Origin of the sequence: Xanthomonas sp. NCPPB 4467, from assembly GCF_041475665.2 — a bacterium.
In the GTDB taxonomy this organism is placed as follows: Bacteria; Pseudomonadota; Gammaproteobacteria; order Xanthomonadales; family Xanthomonadaceae; genus Xanthomonas; species Xanthomonas dyei.
On record NZ_CM191260.1, the window covers coordinates 2681022 to 2698849 of the forward strand.

Annotated in this window: 18 protein-coding genes, 1 other RNA gene and 1 pseudogene; 12 read left to right on the plus strand and 8 right to left on the minus strand. The window is 63.2% G+C overall.

Features of this window, described 5'->3' with window-relative positions:
- Nucleotides 1-158 precede the first annotated feature (158 nt).
- The 8 genes from ndk to ACCQ06_RS11630 all read left to right on the plus strand — a co-directional run bounded on the left by ndk (nucleotide 159) and on the right by ACCQ06_RS11630 (nucleotide 8176).
- Nucleotides 159-584 carry a nucleoside-diphosphate kinase gene (gene ndk / locus ACCQ06_RS11595; protein ID WP_002812972.1) on the plus strand — a complete coding sequence of 142 codons (426 nt, stop codon included), beginning with the start codon at nucleotides 159-161 and terminating at the stop codon, nucleotides 582-584.
- An 18-nt stretch (nucleotides 585-602) separates the two neighbouring features.
- Nucleotides 603-1808, plus strand: a complete 1206-nt coding sequence (gene rlmN, locus ACCQ06_RS11600) for a dual-specificity RNA methyltransferase RlmN (RefSeq protein ID WP_372364366.1) — start codon at nucleotides 603-605, stop codon at nucleotides 1806-1808.
- 10 nt (nucleotides 1809-1818) lie between these two features.
- Nucleotides 1819-2601, plus strand: coding sequence for a tetratricopeptide repeat protein (locus ACCQ06_RS11605; protein ID WP_228325243.1), 783 nt, complete (start codon nucleotides 1819-1821; stop codon nucleotides 2599-2601).
- On the plus strand, nucleotides 2598-3458 hold the full coding sequence (locus tag ACCQ06_RS11610; RefSeq protein ID WP_228325230.1) for a RodZ domain-containing protein: 861 nt from the start codon (nucleotides 2598-2600) through the stop codon (nucleotides 3456-3458). The genes ACCQ06_RS11605 and ACCQ06_RS11610 overlap by 4 nt, the downstream gene beginning before the upstream one ends.
- A 70-nt stretch (nucleotides 3459-3528) precedes the next feature.
- A complete protein-coding gene (locus ACCQ06_RS11615; protein ID WP_316685790.1) occupies nucleotides 3529-4167 on the plus strand; it encodes a YfgM family protein in 639 nt (212 codons plus the stop codon).
- A complete protein-coding gene (gene bamB / locus ACCQ06_RS11620; RefSeq protein WP_316685791.1) occupies nucleotides 4167-5384 on the plus strand; it encodes an outer membrane protein assembly factor BamB in 1218 nt (405 codons plus the stop codon). The genes ACCQ06_RS11615 and bamB overlap by 1 nt, the downstream gene beginning before the upstream one ends.
- A gap of 10 nt (nucleotides 5385-5394) precedes the next feature.
- Nucleotides 5395-6792: a ribosome biogenesis GTPase Der gene (gene der / locus ACCQ06_RS11625; RefSeq protein ID WP_316685792.1), complete on the plus strand. Its 1398-nt coding sequence runs from the start codon at nucleotides 5395-5397 to the stop codon at nucleotides 6790-6792.
- Between the two features lie 163 nt (nucleotides 6793-6955).
- Nucleotides 6956-8176, plus strand: coding sequence for a molybdopterin molybdotransferase MoeA (locus ACCQ06_RS11630; RefSeq protein WP_316685793.1), 1221 nt, complete (start codon nucleotides 6956-6958; stop codon nucleotides 8174-8176).
- A gap of 16 nt (nucleotides 8177-8192) precedes the next feature.
- Here ACCQ06_RS11630 and ACCQ06_RS11635 read toward each other — a convergent pair.
- Nucleotides 8193-8273: non-coding RNA, sX9 sRNA (locus ACCQ06_RS11635), on the minus strand.
- Between the two features lie 301 nt (nucleotides 8274-8574).
- Nucleotides 8575-9717: a molybdopterin-synthase adenylyltransferase MoeB gene (moeB, locus tag ACCQ06_RS11640; RefSeq protein WP_316685794.1), complete on the minus strand. Its 1143-nt coding sequence runs from the start codon at nucleotides 9715-9717 to the stop codon at nucleotides 8575-8577.
- 545 nt (nucleotides 9718-10262) lie between these two features.
- Between moeB and ACCQ06_RS11645 the strand changes: the two are divergent.
- Nucleotides 10263-10406: pseudogene (locus ACCQ06_RS11645) on the plus strand (transposase); the annotation flags it as partial.
- Nucleotides 10407-10594: 188 nt separating this feature from the next.
- Here the strand turns inward: ACCQ06_RS11645 and ACCQ06_RS11650 are convergent.
- From ACCQ06_RS11650 to ACCQ06_RS11670, 5 genes are all read right to left on the minus strand, one after another.
- Nucleotides 10595-11641: an NAD(P)-dependent alcohol dehydrogenase gene (locus tag ACCQ06_RS11650; protein WP_316692582.1), complete on the minus strand. Its 1047-nt coding sequence runs from the start codon at nucleotides 11639-11641 to the stop codon at nucleotides 10595-10597.
- A gap of 161 nt (nucleotides 11642-11802) precedes the next feature.
- Nucleotides 11803-12000: a Rossmann-fold NAD(P)-binding domain-containing protein gene (locus tag ACCQ06_RS11655; protein WP_211287740.1), complete on the minus strand. Its 198-nt coding sequence runs from the start codon at nucleotides 11998-12000 to the stop codon at nucleotides 11803-11805.
- Between the two features lie 36 nt (nucleotides 12001-12036).
- Nucleotides 12037-12276, minus strand: a complete 240-nt coding sequence (locus ACCQ06_RS11660; RefSeq protein ID WP_104616924.1) for a hypothetical protein — start codon at nucleotides 12274-12276, stop codon at nucleotides 12037-12039.
- A gap of 312 nt (nucleotides 12277-12588) precedes the next feature.
- Nucleotides 12589-13083, minus strand: a complete 495-nt coding sequence (locus ACCQ06_RS11665) for a hypothetical protein (RefSeq protein WP_104616923.1) — start codon at nucleotides 13081-13083, stop codon at nucleotides 12589-12591.
- Between the two features lie 68 nt (nucleotides 13084-13151).
- Nucleotides 13152-13712, minus strand: a complete 561-nt coding sequence (locus tag ACCQ06_RS11670; RefSeq protein WP_316685795.1) for a hypothetical protein — start codon at nucleotides 13710-13712, stop codon at nucleotides 13152-13154.
- A gap of 185 nt (nucleotides 13713-13897) precedes the next feature.
- On the opposite strand from ACCQ06_RS11670, the gene ACCQ06_RS11675 reads away from it, so the two are divergent.
- Nucleotides 13898-14812 (plus strand): LysR family transcriptional regulator, encoded by a 915-nt coding sequence (locus ACCQ06_RS11675; protein WP_104616922.1) that lies wholly within the window; start codon nucleotides 13898-13900, stop codon nucleotides 14810-14812.
- 108 nt (nucleotides 14813-14920) lie between these two features.
- Nucleotides 14921-16138 carry an arabinose transporter gene (locus ACCQ06_RS11680; RefSeq protein ID WP_104616921.1) on the plus strand — a complete coding sequence of 406 codons (1218 nt, stop codon included), beginning with the start codon at nucleotides 14921-14923 and terminating at the stop codon, nucleotides 16136-16138.
- A 9-nt stretch (nucleotides 16139-16147) separates the two neighbouring features.
- On the opposite strand, the gene ACCQ06_RS11685 is transcribed toward ACCQ06_RS11680, so the two are convergent.
- The gene (locus ACCQ06_RS11685) at nucleotides 16148-17104 is read right to left on the minus strand and encodes a LysR family transcriptional regulator (protein WP_104616920.1); all 957 of its coding nucleotides are present in this window, start codon (nucleotides 17102-17104) and stop codon (nucleotides 16148-16150) included.
- Between the two features lie 149 nt (nucleotides 17105-17253).
- Between ACCQ06_RS11685 and ACCQ06_RS11690 the strand changes: the two genes are divergently transcribed.
- Nucleotides 17254-17811, plus strand: a complete 558-nt coding sequence (locus ACCQ06_RS11690) for a flavodoxin family protein (RefSeq protein ID WP_316685796.1) — start codon at nucleotides 17254-17256, stop codon at nucleotides 17809-17811.
- The last annotated feature ends 17 nt before the right edge of the window (nucleotides 17812-17828 follow it).

Sequence of the window (17828 nt, forward strand, 5' to 3'; positions counted from 1 at the left end):
TCATGCGGCAATGCAGCACGATTCAGGGGGTGGTGTGCAAACACGGTGGCGAAGAGATAGAATTGGCTATCGCAAAGAAGCCTAAGCCCGCGTTTTGACGCGGGTTTTTTTCATGATAACCTCGGGCCTTCAGTGGCCCGCCCAACGGAGAATTCCCAATGGCGCTGGAGCGCACCCTGTCCATCATCAAGCCCGACGCCGTCGCCAAGAACGTCATCGGTGAAATCTACAGCCGCTTCGAGAAGGCTGGCCTGAAGGTCGTGGCCGCCAAGTACAAGCAGCTGTCGCGCCGCGAAGCCGAAGGCTTCTACGCCGTGCACCGCGAGCGTCCGTTCTTCAACGCGCTGGTCGAGTTCATGATCTCCGGCCCGGTGATGATCCAGGCGCTGGAAGGCGAAAACGCCGTTGCCGCACACCGCGACCTGCTGGGCGCGACCAATCCCAAGGACGCTGCGCCGGGTACCATCCGCGCCGACTTCGCCGATTCGATCGATGCCAATGCCGCCCACGGCTCGGACTCGGTCGAGAACGCTGCCAACGAAGTTGCGTATTTCTTTGCCGCCACCGAAGTGGTCTCGCGCTGAGGCCGAGAGAGTCGAATCGTGAATGAGGTCGTGATCCCCTCCGTGTTGCAGGACGTTCCTGTCCGTATCCCGGAACTGCGCAAGCAGAACCTGCTCGACCTCGATCGCGAGGGACTGGAGCGCTTCTTCGCCGACACGCTCGGCGAAGCGCGTTACCGTGCCCATCAGGTGATGAAGTGGATTCACCATCGCTACGTCACCGATTTCGACCAGATGACCGACCTCGGCAAGGCATTGCGTGCGAAGTTGCACCAGCATGCCGAGGTACTGGTTCCAAATGTCGTCTTCGACAAGCCGTCCACCGATGGGACTCATAAATGGCTATTGGCCATGGGCACCGACGGCAAGAACGCCATCGAAACGGTCTACATCCCCGACAAGGGCCGCGGCACGCTGTGCGTGTCCTCCCAGGTCGGCTGCGGGTTGAACTGCACGTTTTGTTCGACCGCCACCCAGGGCTTCAATCGCAACCTCACCACCGCCGAGATCGTCGGGCAGGTCTGGGTGGCGGCGCGCCATCTGGGTAACGTTCCGCACCAGCAGCGCCGCCTCACCAACGTGGTGATGATGGGGATGGGCGAGCCGTTGATGAATTTCGACAACGTCGTGCGCGCGATGAGCGTGATGCGCGACGATCTGGGCTACGGCCTGGCCAGCAAGCGGGTGACGCTGTCGACCTCCGGCCTGGTGCCGATGATCGACCGGCTATCCACCGAAAGCGATGTCTCGCTGGCGGTCTCGTTGCACGCCGCCAACGACACGCTGCGCGAGAGCCTGGTGCCGTTGAACAAGAAGTACCCGATCGCCGAGTTGATGGAGTCGTGCGCGCGCTATCTGCGTGGCAACAAGAAGCGCGACTCGGTGACCTTCGAATACACCTTGATGAAGGGCATCAACGACCAGCCGGAGCACGCGCGCCAGTTGGCCAGGCTGATGCGGCAGTTCGACAATGCGGTGCAGTCCAAGGACGCCGGCAAGGTCAACCTGATTCCGTTCAACCCGTTCCCCGGTACGCGCTACGAGCGCTCGGGGGAAACGGAGATCCGCGCATTCCAGAAGATTCTGCTCGACGCGCAGGTGCTGACGATGGTTCGCCGTACGCGTGGCGACGACATCGATGCGGCGTGCGGACAGCTCAAGGGGCAGGTCATGGACCGCACCCGTCGCCAGGCGGAATTCCGCCGCACATTGGAAGGGCAGGCCGATCGAGATGCGGCAGCGTGAACTTGCGTTAATGGCGGCCGTGGCGATCGCGTTGTGCGCGGTCGGCTGCGGTGGTCGCAATGCCAAGCCGGGAAAGATCAAAAGCGTGGAGCAAGTTGCGCCCATTTACGACTTTCGCGACAGCTCGGCAACGCGTGATCGGCTTGCACTAGAGCAGAAGCTTGGGCTTGCTAATAACCGTCTGCAGAGCGGCGATTACGCTGCTGCCGAGCAGTTGGTGCGCGATGTATTGAAAAAAACGCCCAACTCGGTCGATGCCCTGATGTTTCTTGGCGTGATCCAGCAGGGCCAAGGCAGCCCCGCTGCTGGAGAAACCTACCGCCGTACCGCCGAATTGGCGCCACAGCGCGGTGATGTGCTCAATAACTATGGGGCGTGGCTGTGCGCAAATGGCCAGGCGGCAGAATCGCTTGGCTGGTTCGATCGCGCTCTGCAGGATGCAAGTTATGCGCCGGCACCGGCGCTCGCCAATGCCGGTGGATGCGCGTTGCAGGCCGGTCAGCGTGAGCGTGCTTTACGGGACTTGCGCAAGGCACTGGAACTCGAACCATCCAACGCGTATGCACTCGAATCGATGGCGCGTGACGAGGTCGGCCAGAAAACGTATTTCGAAGCACGCGCTTTTATCGAACGACGGCTTGCGGCTGCACCGGCAACGGCTTCCGTGTTACAACTCGCCATTCAGATTGAGCAAGGGCTAGGCGACAAGGTAGCTGCCAGCCGTTACCAACAGCGGTTGGTCAAGGAATTTCCTGACGCAGCGACCGCTAACCCCGGGGCTAATGCATTGTGATCAGTGATTCCAATCCGAACCCTTTCGAGCAGGAAAAGGGCTGCGGGCCGCAGTTGCGCGAGGCACGCGAAGCAGCGGGCCTGAGCATCGATGATGTCGCCGGCAAGTTGCGTATGCCGGTGCACGTGGTGCGGTCGCTAGAGCAAGAAGACTGGCAGCGCCTGGGCGCTCCGGTTTTTGTGCGCGGTCAGTTGCGCAGTTATGCGCGGCTGCTGCATATCGATCTGGAGCCGTCGCTGCAGCAAGCCAGCATCGCACCGATCGAACCGGTGAAGCTGGTCAGCCACACCCACACGCCACGTGCTCGCCGCATTCTCGAAAGTACCGCACGCAAGGCGATGTATGTCGTCATCACCGGTGTGTTTGCGGTGCCGGTCTGGTACGCAACACGCTCGCATCTGGACGGCAAGGGGCCGAGCACGGTGTCGCTGGACAGCATGCCGGTCGCGGCGAAGACAGGCGCGCCGACCAACCCTGCAGCGCAGCCGGCCGTAGCGCCGCGCGAGCAGCCGGCACCGTACATTGCGTCGATGACGCCTGTGCCGCGTGCAACGCCGGAAACCGAGGCAGCACCGGCAGTGGCGGGCGCCGGCAAAAGCCTTTCGCTGAGTTTCAGTGGCGACAGCTGGGTGCAGATCCTGGCACCGGATGGCAGTGCGGTGGAAAAAGCGCTGATCCGCGCCGGCGAGCGCCGCAACTATTCGCCGGGGCAGGTGGGCCGCATCGTACTGGGCAATGCGTCGGCGGTAGAGGTTCAGCAAGGCGGCAGTATCGTCGATGTGAAACCGTTCCAGCGCGCTAACGTGGCACGTTTTGCGGTATCCTCCGACGGCTCCGTGGTACCTGCTTCCGAGTGAAGCGGACTGCGGTTTTTCATTTTCCCCTTTTGATGTTCCGCGCCTCCGGGACGACGGAGCGAGAGTACGCATGGCGATCGACGATCTGCTGGACGAACACGAACAAGGCGAACGCGTTCGTTCCTGGTTGAGAAAGAATGGCGCGGGACTGGTGGGTGGCGTCCTGCTCGGATTGGCCCTGATTCTGGGCTGGCAGTGGTGGCAGAAGCACACCAACACCGAATTGGTTGAAGCCAACGCGCGTTACGAAGCGGTGGTGAAGTCGATCCAGGGCAAGGACCTGGACAAGGCGGCCAAGGACATCGTGGCGCTCGACGACGGCAAGGGCGGTATCTACGCCGAGTTGGCCGCACTACGTCTTGCCAAGGCGCAGGTCGATGCCGGCAAGAATGCCGAAGCGATCAAGACGCTACGCGACGTGCCTGCACAAGGCGAGCTCAAGCACATCGTGCAGCAGCGTCTGGCGCGCGTGCTGACCGAAAGCGGCAAGCCCGACGAGGCGATCAAGCTGCTGGCCGATGCGCAGGATCACACCAGCCTGGAGATCCGCGCCGATGCGCTGGTCGTGCAGGGCAAGACCGACGAAGCGCGTGCGTTGTACGCCAAGGCATTGACCACGGTGGATGTGGCCTCGCCGCAGCGCCGGTTGCTGGAAACCAAGCTGATGGATGTGGGCGGCAAAGCGCCCGATCCGGCGGAGCAGATTTGATGAAGCAGGACACCATGTACAAGCGCATTGCGTTGATCGCCCTGATGGGCATGTCGTTAGCTGGTTGCAGCACCGTCAAGGGCTGGTTTGCCGGTAAGGATGCTGCTGCCAAGAAGGCGCAGGAACCTGCCGAGCTGGTCAAGTTCGAGCCGTCGGTCAAGGTCGACAAGATCTGGTCTACCGGCATCGGCAAGGGTGAAGGCCATATCGGCGTGCGTCAGCGCCCGGCCGTGGCCGATGGCAAGGTGTATGCCGCAGCGATCACCGGCGGCGTGCAGGCGCTGGACCTGCAGACCGGCAAGCGCGTGTGGGAGTACAAGCCCAAGAAAGAAGAACGTAACGATCGCAAGTTCAAGCAGCGCCTGTCCGGTGGCCCGGGTGTTGGCGAAGGCCTGGTGGTGATCGGGACGCTGTCTGGCGACGTGATTGCGTTGAACCAGGCCGACGGTACCGAGAAGTGGCGCGCCAAGGTGCCCAACGAGGTGATCGCCGCGCCTGCCATTGCACAGAGTCTGGTACTGGTGCGCAGCAACGACGGTCGCGTCAGCGCCTTCGATGCGGCGACCGGCGAGCGTCGCTGGTTTCATGCCGAAGAAGGCCCGACCCTGTCGGTCCGTGGCAATGCGCCGATCGTGACCGGCCCGGGCGTGGTGTTCGTCGGCAACGATAGCGGCACCTTGAGTGCGCTGGCGCTGCAGGATGGCCGCCCGTTGTGGGAGCAGGCCATTGGCGTGCCGGAAGGCCGCACCGAGCTGGAGCGCATGTCAGACGTGGACGGCGCACCGGTGGTAGACGGCACCACGCTCTACGCCACCAGCTTCAAGAACGAAACCCTCGCCCTGGAAGGCCCGAGCGGCCGTCCGCTATGGACGCGCGATCACGGCGGCGCCGGTGGCGTCGGTGTGTCGTCGGCGGTGGTGGTGGTCTCGGACAACACCGGTTCGGTGTGGGGCCTGGACAAAAGTACTGGCGCGGCGATGTGGTCGCAGGCTGCCTTGGCGCGTCGCTCGCTGACCGGCGTGGCCATCCAGGGCGATTACGCGGTGGTTGGCGATTACAAGGGGTATCTGCACTGGCTGAAACTCAGCGACGGTGCACTGGCCGCGCGCGCTCGCGCTGGACGCGACACGCTGCTGGCGCAGCCGATAGTCGTCGATGGCATTCTGCTGGTACAAAACACCGACGGCGATCTCACCGCCTTCCGGTTGGCACAATAAGGACCTTGCGATGCTGCCCCTGGTCGCCCTGGTTGGACGGCCCAATGTCGGCAAGTCCACCATCTTCAATGCGCTGACGCGCACCCGTGACGCGCTGGTCCATGACCAGCCCGGCGTCACCCGCGACCGTAACTACGGCGTCTGCCGTCTCGACGAGGAGCGCCCCTTCATCGTGGTCGATACCGGTGGTATCGCCGGCGATGAGGAAGGCCTGGCCGGTGCCACTGCGCGTCAGGCACGCGCTGCCGCAGGCGAAGCCGATCTGGTGCTATTCGTGGTCGATGGCCGCGAAGGCGCCTCATCGCTGGACGACGAAATCCTGGCCTGGCTGCGCAAGCTGGCAAGGCCGACTGTGCTGGTCATCAACAAGATCGACGGCACCGACGAAGAGACCGTGCGTTCGGAATTTGCGCGCTACGGTTTCTCCGATGTGGTTGCGCTGTCTGCTGCGCATCGGCAGGGGATCGACGAACTGCTCGAGGAAGTCGGTGCACGTCTGCCTGCGGAAGGTGCCGGCGAGTTGCTGGATACCGATCCGGCACGCGTGCGCATTGCCTTTGTCGGTCGCCCGAACGTGGGCAAGTCGACGCTGGTCAATCGCCTGCTCGGCGAAGAGCGCATGATCGCCTCGGAAGTGCCGGGCACTACGCGCGATTCGATTGCGGTAGATATGGATCGCGACGGTCGCCAATACCGCTTGATCGACACCGCAGGCCTGCGTCGCAGGGGCAAGGTCGAAGAGGCGGTGGAGAAATTCAGCGCGTTCAAGACGCTGCAGGCGATCGAACAATGCCAGGTTGCAGTGCTGATGCTCGATGCCGGCGAAGGCGTCACCGATCAGGACGCGACCATTCTTGGCGCGATTCTGGATGCCGGCCGCGCATTGGTTGTTGCGATCAACAAGTGGGATGGGCAAAGCGACTATCAACGTGCGCAGGCCGAAGACCTGTTGTCGCGCAAGCTGGGCTTTGTCAGCTGGGCCGAGGCGGTGCGGATTTCTGCGCTGCATGGCTCGGGCATGCGCGAGCTGTTCCAGGCGATCCACCGTGCGCATGCATCGGCCACGCATGAGTTCAGCACCAGCGAAGTGAATCAGGCGCTGGAAATCGCCTACGAAACCAATCCGCCGCCGAGCATTCGTGGTCACGTGTCCAAGTTGCGCTATGTGCATCCGGGTGGCGCAAATCCGCCGACCTTCATCGTGCACGGCACGCGCTTGAAGGTGCTGCCGGAATCCTACGAGCGCTATCTGGAAAACTTCTTCCGCAAGCGCTTCAAACTGGTGGGGACGCCGGTGCGTTTCATCTTCCGCGAAGGCGCCAATCCGTACGAGGGCAAGAAGAACACGCTTTCGGACCGTCAGGTTGCGCGCAAGCGGCGTTTGATGCGGCACGTCAAGGGCAAGTAAGTCTTTGCCGTATGCCATGGCGCCTGGGCGCCGTGGCATCGATGGATTGCAGCAGCATGTGTTGGGTAGCGAGCGGCGGGTAATGCGCCCGCATGCGGCATCTGGATGACAGGCCTACCCGGTAGGCCCCGAGCAGTGATGGCGCGCTGGTATCCTTCGTGCCATGAACGACTATCCCACCCGTATTGCTTACGCGCAGGCGTTGCAGATTCTGCACGCCGTCGCCGGTGCCAATCGTCCGCCCGACGAAACAATTGCCACCGCGCGTGCCGATGGCCGCATCTGTGCCGCCGACCTGATTGCGCCACTGGCGTTGCCGCCATTCGCCAACAGTGCGATGGATGGCTTTGCGTTGCGGCATGCCGATCTGGCTGGCGCGCAAACGCGCCTGCAGCTTGTCGGCGAGCAGTTTGCCGGCGAGCACTGGGACGGCACGCTTGCCGAAGGGCAGTGCCTGCGGATCACCACCGGTGCTCTCCTGCCGGCGGGCGCCGATACTGTGGTACCCAAGGAGGACACTGAGGAGCGCGACGGCTTCGTGACGATCCGGTCGGCGCCGAGTGCGGGTGCATCGGTGCGCTTGGCCGGCAGCGATGTGCGTGCAGGCGATCTGGTGATCCAGACCGGGCAGGTGCTGACTCCCGCACGTATCGGCCTGGCCGCGGCGCTGGGCATATCGCGGCTGGCGGTGGCGCCGCGGCCGACCATCGCGGTGCTGGCCACCGGCGATGAGTTGGTGGAGCCGGGCATGCCGCTCGGCCCCGGCCAGATCTACAACAGCAACCGCGACATGCTGATGGCGCAGCTGCGGGCGCTGGGCTATGCGCCGACCGCGTGGCCGACCTTGCCGGACGATCCGCAGCGCATCCGCACCATGCTGGAAGATGCGGCGGCCGCCTTCGATGTGGTGATTACCTGCGGCGGTGTGTCGGCCGGCGAAAAGGATTACCTGCCGGGACTGATCCAGGAACTGGGGCAGATCCATTTCTGGCGCGTGCGCATGCGCCCGGGCATGCCGGCGGTGTTGGGGCAGATCGGGCGCTGCCTGGTGTTGGGCCTGCCGGGTAATCCAGTGTCCGTCCTGGCAACGTTGATCGCCTACGGTGTGCCGTTGCTGGACGGGTTGCAGGGACGCAGCGAGCCGCGCCCGGTGTGGCACGCCGCGCTTGCCAGTCCCTGGGAAAAACGTCACGAGCGCCTGGAATTCCTGCGCGGCCGATTGGAATGTGGTGCCGATGGACGCCTGAGCGCGCAGCCGCATCGTGGCGACGCCTCGCATCTGCTGCGTGGCGCGGCCGATAGCAATGCCCTGATCGTCTTGCCGGAGCAGGCGCGTCGCTTCGAGGCGGGCGAGATCGTGCGGGTGATTCCGTACGCGCTGTAGGCATATGACCAAGAGCGGCTAACAAAACCTGGCGAGCAGTCGTCAAGTGGTGTGGACGGCGCGCTCAGAATCCGTGTGTACGAGTGATTCCGAGCATGCGCCGCGCCTGTCTGGCGGCTGCAACGTCGTTTTCTGGCTGCTCTAAATGACTCGTCTGCGCGGCGACGCTGCTGTCGCGAGGCCAAGAAGTAAGCGGCGCGGAGCACGTGTGCCGCTCACTTCTCCGTGCTGGAAAAGCAGCCCTGGTACGCAGGAGCTTCAGGCGGATCCGCGCGATGAGCTAGCGTTTCAACCGACGTTGATTGGCCGCCGAGTCGCGCCGGCGGATTAGCGTCGCTATCGCGATCAGGGCGCTGATCGGACGTTGCAGACCTGCAATGTCGCTTCGAAAGATTCACTCAACCGACTGCGCTGCCGCAAAAGGACGCGTAGTCCGCATAGCCGGGAAATGCGACACCCGGCGCGCACACCGGGCAGTGCGGATCTGGCGGTAGACGGATCTCGCGAAACCGCATCGATAGCGCATCGAAGCTGAGCAGGCGGCCGCTCAGGCCGTCGCCGATGCCGAGCAGCAACTTGAGCGCTTCGGTGGCTTGCAATAGCCCGATCACCCCGGGCAGGACGCCAAGCACGCCGGCCTCCGCGCAGCTGGGCGCGAATTCCGGCGGCGGCGGTTCGGGGAACAGGCAGCGGTAGCAGGGCGCCTGTCCGCGATGGCGGCCGGCATCGAATACGCTCACCTGACCTTCGAATTGTTGCACCGCCCCGTACACCAGCGGCTTGCCGAGTTTGACGCAGGCATCGTTGAGCAGGTAGCGCGAAGCAAAGTTGTCGGCGCCATCGACCACCACATCGACATCCTGCAACAACGCTTCCACGTTGTCGGCGGTGACGCGTGTCTGCACCGCCTCGACGTGCACGCGCGGATTGAGCGCGCCGATGCGCTGCGCCGCCGAGTCGACCTTGGCAATGCCGACGCTGTCTTCGGTGTGCAGGATCTGGCGCTGCAGATTGCTGCGATCGACGACATCGTCGTCGGCCAGGCGCAGGTGGCCGACACCTGCGGCAGCGAGATAAAACGCAGCCGGCGAGCCCAGCCCGCCAGCGCCGATCAGCAGTACACGCGCACGTGCCAGCCGCTGCTGGCCTTGCAGGCCGACCTGCGGCAAGCGCAAATGCCGCGAATAGCGCTCAAGGAAATCCTGCTCGTCCGCCGGCAGGGTCGGGCGCACCAGCGGCAGGCCATGGCTCGTCCATGCCGTGGTCCCGCCCAGTACCGATGCAACCTGGGTGTATCCCTGTGCACGCAAGACCTCTGCCGTGTGCGCGGAGCGTCTGCCGCTCTGGCAGATCAACAGGATTTCGCGTGCATGGTCGGGCAGATGCTCGGTGGGTGCGGTTTCAAGATCGTGTTGGGCAATCGCCAACGCGCCTTCGGCCTGGCCATTGGCGCGCTCATGCAGTTGCCGGATATCGATCAGCAGGGCGCCTTGCAGGGCGCGCGCGCGCGCGTCGGCGGGGGGAAGGTCATGGCTGCTCATGGCGCTATTGTCGCGCAAATATCGGGGTTTTGATGCGTGTTGGCTGACTGTGGAATTGGACGCATGCAGGCCGATCCTGCCGCCGTTAAGCCCCGTCACCAAGCGCGTCTTACAACGTTGACTTGCGTATGACCGTCCGACGACCGCCCGCAGTTGGCGCGGAGACTGTGTGGGGAGCCCTGATAATTTCGGAGGGCATGTCAGGGCAGAGCACCCAGACTCACGAAGTGGCTGGAGGTGACGTGCAATAACGAGCTCAACAAGACAGCGCTGCTTTGCGAGGCGGCCAAACGGCGGTGAGCTTCGACCAACAACGACGTCCTGTCCTGGTCGTGGAGATGTCAGGTGCGAGATCGCATTGCCGGCACGGCTTCGCACCCTGGTTTTCGTTCGCGCCTATGACGTTGCATGGGAGCATTTGTCATCGGCCTCACCGAGGCAGCGGTAGCGTGCAGGCATGGCGATGCGGTGGATGCGCCTCAGCCGGTGTGGCCGATCTCTGAAATGCGCGTGATTGCGTCAACGTCAACGCCGTTTGGTCTTACTTGATCCTGGACGCGCAGAGCGTGAAGAACGCGGACACGGCGGGTCAGAAGGGCGATGACGCAGGCAAGAAGGTGTCGGGGATCAAGCGGCATATCGCGGTAGACACCCAGGGTCTGCCACACGCCATTACGGTAACGACGGCATAGGTGGCCGATCGACGTCCACCGCCTTGAGCAGCGGAGCCTATTCAAGGTCGGCCAGCGTGGCCACGGCCCCGCTGCCTTCGCAAAGGCGCGTGCCGTATCCAGCCCGCTGCCTGAGCCGGCGCCGGTGACGAGGGTGACCTGTCCCGTGAACTCGTAGGTAACGCGCATGACTGCCTCCTTGGAAGTCAGGCCGCCAATGAAGCGTTGTCGATCACGAAGCGGTACTTCACGTCGCCTCTGAGCAGGCGTTCGTAGGCTTCGTTGATTTCATCGGCGCGGATCATTTCGATGTCCGAGACGATCCCGTGCTGGGCGCAGAAATCGAGCATCGCCTGGGTCTCGGCGATGCCGCCGATCATTGAGCCGGCGATCACGCGGCGCTTGAAGATCAGGCTGAACACTTCGGGCGATGGATGCGGCGAGGCCGGCGCCCCAACCAGCGTCAAGGTGCCGTCGCGCTTGAGCAGGGCCAGGAAGGGATCGAGGTCGTGTGGTGCCGCTACGGTGTTGACGATCAAATCGAAGCTCTTGGCGTGCGCCGCCATCTCCTCGGCGTTGCGCGACACCACCACTTCGTCGGTGCCCAAGGCATTGGCGGCCGCGCGCTTGGACTCGGAAGTAGTGAAGGCCACCACGTGCGCGCCCATGGCGTGTGCGAGCTTGATACCCATGTGGCCCAGGCCACCGATGCCCACAATGCCGACCTTCTTGCCCGGGCCTGCATTCCAGTGGCGCAGCGGCGACCAGGTACTGATGCCGGCGCATAGCAGCGCCACGGCGGCCAGCTGCGCCTCGGGGTGGCTCACGCGCAGCACGTAGTGTTCATGCACGACGATCTGCTGGGAGTAACCGCCCAGGGTGTGGCCTGGCGCGTCGGGCGTGGGGCCGTTGTAGGTGCCGACCATGCCGTCGCAGTAGTTCTCCAGTCCTTCGTCGCAGTCGGCGCAGTGCTTGCAACTATCGACGATGCAGCCGATGCCAACCAGATCGCCGCTCTTGAAGCCCTCTACATAGACACCCACCGCCGATACCCGGCCCACGATCTCGTGGCCCGGCACGCAGGGATACACAGTGCCCGCCCATTCGGCACGCACCTGGTGGAGGTCGGAGTGGCATACGCCGCAGTAGGCGATGTCAATCTGCACGTCGTGTTCGCCTACCGCGCGGCGGGCGATCTCCAGGGGTTGGAGGGGCTTGTCGCCGGCATAGGCGCCGTAGGCTTTGATTGTCATGTGCGTTTCCTTTGATTGGCTCAGCCCTTCAGATACTTCAAGCGTCGTGCCTTGGACGAAGCCCTTGAGGGCGGTTCGCCGCTGAATATTCATGGTTCCCATGGGTGGCTTGGTTCATGACTTTTTCCTTTGCCGTAGATGGTGGATTTATCCGGTAGGCCTCAGCTGTACGATGCGAGCCTTTCGCCGTCGGTGTCGGGCTTGCTGATGCCCAGGTTCTGGTTGGCGTAGCGTTGCAGGTCCTTCACGAGGTCGGCCAAGAAGCGGCCGATGCTCGCGCGCGAGGTTTCTGTGCGCTTGAAGACTTCGCTCTTCTGCGTCAGTTGGAACACCTCGGTCGGCTCGTCGGTCAGCCACACCGGCCCCAGCGCCTCGGCGACGAGTTCCTCGTTCGCTTAGGGGTCATAGACCCCGGCAGTGTCGAAGAAGCGGATGCCGCGATCGTAGGCATCGCGGATCACGCGGATGCTGATCGCGCGGCCCATGCCCGGGCCACAGTGTCCGGGGCTGTTGCGCATGCAGCCGAAGCCCAGTTCCGAGACTTTCAGCTTGCCCAGCTTGCGCTTGCAGATGATGTACGACTGGCCACTGCTGTCACGGGCCTGCGTGGTCTGTGCCGAGGGCGAATTTGCCAACGATGCGCCACCGATCGGCAGCGCCGCGCACGCAGCTCTGCAATGCCTGCCGCCTTCAGGAAGCCGCGCCCGGGGGGGCGTTGGACTCTTCTGTGGTCTCGCGATCATTGATGTTTGGCGTGCTCATGCTCGATGGCTTTCAAGTTGAATGTGGATGAGGGGATGGATGGCTCTCGGCGCGGAGACGGTCAGTCGGGCATGCGCTCGATCCTGACCTGCAGCGGCCCGGGGCGTTGCAGCGCGAGCAGTCCGATCTCCACTGCGCCGAGGCGAATAGGTGGAGGATTGGAGGCGATGCTGGCGCTTCGAAGATCAGGTGTAGGCCAGAAGTCGGCCGGCGAAGGTCACGCCCGTCCATGCGATCAATGACACGCTTGCCCCGACGCGGGCGGCGAAAGGGGGCGCGGCGGCATCCGTCCACTCATTGACGCGGCGGTAGATACCGCAGTGGAACACGAGCACGTTGGTGCAAGCCAGGATCAACATGCCGAACTTCCAAGGCGCAGCTCCAGTACCAGCGACGACGGTCGCCTGTGAGCTGAGCAGTGCGACGCCCGTGAGAACGGCGATGGCAAAGCCGATGTGGGAGACGGGAAGTAGACTGCGCGCAGCCGTGGTGACCGATACGACGCGGTGTCCGACTCCCAGTAATCGGAGGTCGAAGGTGAAGGCTGGGCCGACAAGGAGCGCGATCCCAAGGATGTGGCTGGCCTCAAGCACGGGATAGAGGTATTCGGCGCTGCGCACCGCCTCGCCGAGCGCAGAGCCCTGCAACAGCTTCAGCAACGCGTTGAGCAGTTCAGGCATAGCTCATTCAATTCCGTCGGGTGTGATGGCGTAGGTGGCGTAAACCGCGCGCATCTGTCGCAGAAGCCTTATTTCGGCAGCGGCGCTCTTACCGGCAGCGTATTACCTAGCACCTGATTCACAGGCACTGCGTCATTCCCGTACCAGAACACGACTGGCCGAAACAGGCCGCCGTCTGTTCGATTGATGTAGCCGACCGCCTGAAAACGCTCCCCGATCTTCAGCGCGCGACCCAGGCCCCACCTGCCCGACCAAGTTGGCGGCGCGATGATGATCTCCAGTTTCTGGTTGGGGCCTTTGTACGAGGGCGCGGCATTGACTCGGGTGCTGTCCTCGGGATCTTGCAACTCCTTTGGAATCGCCAGTCTGGGAGTGCGAGCGGGCAGATTACTATCCAGGGTGACATCGAAGAGCGAGTGCGGATTGCCCCACACACCATCCGAAGAGACCGTTCCCGCGATATAGACGAGATGGTCGGTGTCGAAGCCGGACCACCCGTGATGCGCGAACGCCGGCAGGGCCGGCAGAAGCGAAGCCGCCGCCAGCGCGACAGCGCCGAGGATCATGCGCCGGCGGCCGCGCGATACGTTTTGATTTTTGTGGATGTGTTTCTGATCGGTATTAGCCATCTTCAATCTCTCCACTTTCATCGGTTGCAACGGGAGGCCAGCGTGCGTCTTGGCCAGTCCAGAGGCACGCGTGTTTAGCTTTGCATGTCACGAATTTTGGCGGGCGGAAGTCAACTTGAATAGCTAATTAAATCTTAAAGAGCATATTATTTTCACTAATCAATCCTCCATGGGAAACTGCTGCCATGGTCAAGCGCAACCTCAAGGATCTCCTGTATTTCGTGACGGTGGCGCGGGAAGGCAGCTTCACTCGCGCCGCTTCGCTGCTGGGCGTCACGCAATCGGCACTCAGCCAGGCCATCAGCGGCCTGGAGGCGCGGCTAGAGATCCGGCTGCTCACGCGCACCACGCGCAGCGTGTCACCCACGGCGGCCGGAGAGCGCCTGCTCAATGCCATCGGCCACCGTTTCGACGAGATTGACGCGGAGCTGGATGAACTGACGGAGATGCGTGACAAGCCGGCAGGCACGGTGCGCATCACGTGCGGCGAGCACATCCTTCGGACTACGCTGCTACCCAAGCTCACTCCCTTGATGCTCCAATACCCAGACATCAAGATCGAGTTCGACATCAACTACGGATTCCGGGACATCGTGGCCGACCGCTTCGACGCGGGTGTGCGGCTCGGCGACACCATCGACAAGGACATGATCGCGGTGCCGATCGGCACGCAGTTGCGCATGGCCGTCGTGGCTTCGCCTGCGTACTTCGAGATCCATCCGATCCCCAAGACGCCACGCGACCTGATCAAGCAGAACTGCATCAACATGCGCATGCAGTCCGCAGGAGGCCTCTATGTCTGGGACTTTGAGCGCAGGGGTCAGCAATTGAATGTGCGGGTGGACGGACAACTCATCTTCAACACATCACTGAGCATGGTTGAGGCGGCCGTTGCGGGGTTGGGCCTCGCATTCCTGCCGGAAGAAGAATTCGCACCACACCTGGAGGATGGCCGGCTGGTACGTGTGTTGGGCGACTGGTGCCCGCCGTTCCCCGGCTACTACCTCTACTACCCGAGCCGACGTCAGCCTTCGCATGCTTTTTCGTTGGTGGTCAACGCACTGCGCGTGACGCCTCAACCAGGCCCGAAGCGGCGTTAAACCCTCGTGGCATGCTCCAGTGCGGCATCTGGCGACCCCTCCTGCCGGGAGCCACATAGCCCACCTCGTGACGCGCCGCTCCCTGACGAAAATACACTGCCGAGAACCATGCTTCAGCTTCCGCGTCCATCTATTGATCACACGCTGTTATCCCTGATGGCCTGCGTGTTTGTCGTGTTTCTCGTTACGGGCGCAGCACTGCCCGCATTGCCGCTGCATATCCATGGCGACCTTGGCTTCAGTGCCTTCGTCGTTGGTCTGGTCTCGGGCGCGCAGTTCGCCGCGGCGCTGCTTTGCCGCCTATGGTCTGGCACGATCTCGGATCGGCGAGGCCCCAAGTTTGCTGTGGTGGCAGGGGTCGCGCTTGCGGCGCTCGCCGGATTGCTTTATGTCGCCTCGATGCTGGCCGCCGGCAACCCCATGTTGTCGATCATGATCCTGTTAGCCGGCCGACTGGCGCTCGGAGGCGCTGAGAGCTTCATCATGATTGGCGCGCAGAGCTGGTGCCTGTCGCTCGCAGGTCCCGGCAACGTCGGCAAGATGATCGCGTGGATCGGCACGGCGATGTTCGTCGCTCTGGCCTTGGGCGCGCCGCTGGGGAGCATGCTGTATACGACCTTCGGCTTTGCGTCGATCGGCTGGGCAACGCTTGCCGGTGCCATGGCCACTTGGCTGATGATCGTCTTCATTCCCGCCGTCCAACCCGCGCCAAAGTGTCCCAAGTCCACCAGGCAGGTTCTCAAGGCGGTTTGGATACCTGGGCTGGCGATGGCTTTCTCCAGTGTGGGCTACGGCATCATGACTGCATTTGCCGTGCTGCTGTTCGTACAGAAGGGCTGGCAACCCGCTTGGCTGTCCTTCACAGCCTTTGCCGTCGCCCTGATGGTGGCGCGTGTCTTCTTCGGCCCCTTGCCGGATCGCCTGGGCGGCGCGCGAACCGCGATGATCTTCATCGTCATCCATAGCGCGGGGCTGGCCCTCATCTGGCTTTCCCCTTATGCGTGGCTTGCCTTTCTCGGGTCTGCCATCGCAGGCTTCGGGTACGCACTGGTGTACCCGAGTCTCGGCATGGAGGCCGTTGCAAGGGCGCCGGCCGAGGCGCGCGGCCTCGCCATGGGCGCCTATACGGCCTTCATCGACCTGGCGCTTGGCCTGTTCGCGCCGCTTCTTGGGCTGCTCGCCAATGTGATCGGACTGCAGCAGATTTTCCTCATCACCGCGCTGCTCGCGCTTTGCGCCGTGCCGATTGCGGCGTGGCTCGGTTCACATCCGGCCCGCAGGATCACGCCGGATCTCGCATGTACACCGACAAGCAAGTGCCATTGAGGGGCCAGGTCAGCCTGCGTACTCAGCCAGAATATCCAGCGGCACATGCAATGTGCTGTTGCCGGCAAATGCTTCAAGCAGGTAATCCACGACGACCCGCACGCGAGGAGCGATCAGCGCGCGATGCGGGTACTGGATCACCATCTCATAGCTCCCCGGATGATGTTGCCGATGCAGTACGACCTTCAATCTGCCGGACACGAAATGCTCCCAGGCAAGATGGACGGCGACCTGGGCCACGCCAATGCCATCGCATGCGGCCTCGACCAGGGTCTCCGGTGCGGAGAGCGTCAAGACCGCCGAGTCCGTCGGATCGAGCGTGGTGATGCTGCCGTCGGAAGCTTGAAAACTCCAGGCATCGACCGCGCCGCTCAGGAAGCGCCGAGCAACCAGTCGGTGTTGACGCAAGTCCTCGACCGTGCGCGGCAGGCCTTGGCGAGCGAGGTAGTCGGTCGATGCGACCAGCACCGTATTGAGGTGACACACCGGACGCGATACCAGCGCTGAGTCCCGGATGTGGCCACCCCGCAGGCCCAGGTCATAGCCGTCACGAACCAGATCCACCACGCGGTCGTCGAAATCCACCGCAATCGACAGCCCAGGGTAGCGCGCCAGGAGGCCAGGGAGGATGGGCATCAACTGCTCTCTACCGAATGCGGCGCTGGTCGAGATGCGCACCCGGCCATTCGGTTCGGCGCGCTGGGCCGCGACAGCATCGACCGCGGCATCGAGTGCTTCGAGGGCGACCCGTGCCTGCCGAAGAAACACATTGCCTTCATCCGTGAGGTTGAGGGTTCGCGTCGTGCGATTCAGCAGACGAACCCCCAGTGCGGCTTCCAGGCTGGCGACGTTCTTGCTGACGGCGGCGGATGTCACCCCCAGCACGCGCGCGGCCGCCGCAAAGCTGCCGGTATCCACCGCCTGGACGAACGAAAGGATCGCTCTGACCCGATGTGATGAATCCATGTGTTCTCCCCGAGCGGCCGACCATCCTAGCGGTGGCGGACTTCATCAATTGTCAACTTAATATTGAGAGTAAAACAACCAACTATCTACTTCTAGTTAATTGTAAGGATCGGCACCATGCAAACCAGATTCTGAAAAGGAGAGATCCCATGTCTGTTTGCATCATCTACGACAGTGGCACCGGCCACACCAAGAAGCAGGCCGAAGCCATCGCCGAAGGTGTCCTCAGCGTTCCCGGCACCGAGGCCCACCTGCTGGCCGTGGCCGACGGCCCGATCGATTGGGAGGCACTGGCTGCCAGCGACGCCATCGTCTTCGGCTCGCCCACCTACAACGGCACCATCAGCGCGCGTTTCAAGAAGTTCATGGAGGACTCGACCCGGACCGCCTGGGTGCCGCAGACCTGGCGCAACAAGATCGCTGCCGGCTTCACCAACTCCGGCTCGATGCACGGCGACAAGCTCAATTCGCTCGTCACCCTGGCGCTGTTCGCGGCCCAGCACGGCATGGTCTGGGTCGGCCTGGACCTGTTCCCGGGCAAGAGCGACGACGAGCTTAACCGCGTTGGCGGCTGGCTAGGCGCGATGGCGTTCTCCAAGGACGAATCGCCGGATCTGTCCCCCATCAGGAGCGACCTGGACACGGCCCGGCACCTGGGCAAGCGCGTCGCCGAGCTAACCCAACAGTTCGTCGCCGGACGCAGCTGACACCAGAGAGGACTTCA

Coding starts and splice junctions, on each gene's coding strand:
- ndk (WP_002812972.1), top strand. CDS start 159: ATGGCGCTGGAGCGCACCCTGTCCATCATCAAGCCCGACGCCGTCGCC.
- ACCQ06_RS11605 (WP_228325243.1), top strand. CDS start 1,819: ATGGCGGCCGTGGCGATCGCGTTGTGCGCGGTCGGCTGCGGTGGTCGC.
- ACCQ06_RS11615 (WP_316685790.1), top strand. CDS start 3,529: ATGGCGATCGACGATCTGCTGGACGAACACGAACAAGGCGAACGCGTT.
- bamB (WP_316685791.1), top strand. CDS start 4,167: ATGAAGCAGGACACCATGTACAAGCGCATTGCGTTGATCGCCCTGATG.
- der (WP_316685792.1), top strand. CDS start 5,395: ATGCTGCCCCTGGTCGCCCTGGTTGGACGGCCCAATGTCGGCAAGTCC.
- ACCQ06_RS11630 (WP_316685793.1), top strand. CDS start 6,956: ATGAACGACTATCCCACCCGTATTGCTTACGCGCAGGCGTTGCAGATT.
- moeB (WP_316685794.1), bottom strand. CDS start 9,717: ATGAGCAGCCATGACCTTCCCCCCGCCGACGCGCGCGCGCGCGCCCTG.
- ACCQ06_RS11650 (WP_316692582.1), bottom strand. CDS start 11,641: ATGACAATCAAAGCCTACGGCGCCTATGCCGGCGACAAGCCCCTCCAA.
- ACCQ06_RS11665 (WP_104616923.1), bottom strand. CDS start 13,083: ATGCCTGAACTGCTCAACGCGTTGCTGAAGCTGTTGCAGGGCTCTGCG.
- ACCQ06_RS11670 (WP_316685795.1), bottom strand. CDS start 13,712: ATGGCTAATACCGATCAGAAACACATCCACAAAAATCAAAACGTATCG.
- ACCQ06_RS11675 (WP_104616922.1), top strand. CDS start 13,898: ATGGTCAAGCGCAACCTCAAGGATCTCCTGTATTTCGTGACGGTGGCG.
- ACCQ06_RS11680 (WP_104616921.1), top strand. CDS start 14,921: ATGCTTCAGCTTCCGCGTCCATCTATTGATCACACGCTGTTATCCCTG.
- ACCQ06_RS11685 (WP_104616920.1), bottom strand. CDS start 17,104: ATGGATTCATCACATCGGGTCAGAGCGATCCTTTCGTTCGTCCAGGCG.
- ACCQ06_RS11690 (WP_316685796.1), top strand. CDS start 17,254: ATGTCTGTTTGCATCATCTACGACAGTGGCACCGGCCACACCAAGAAG.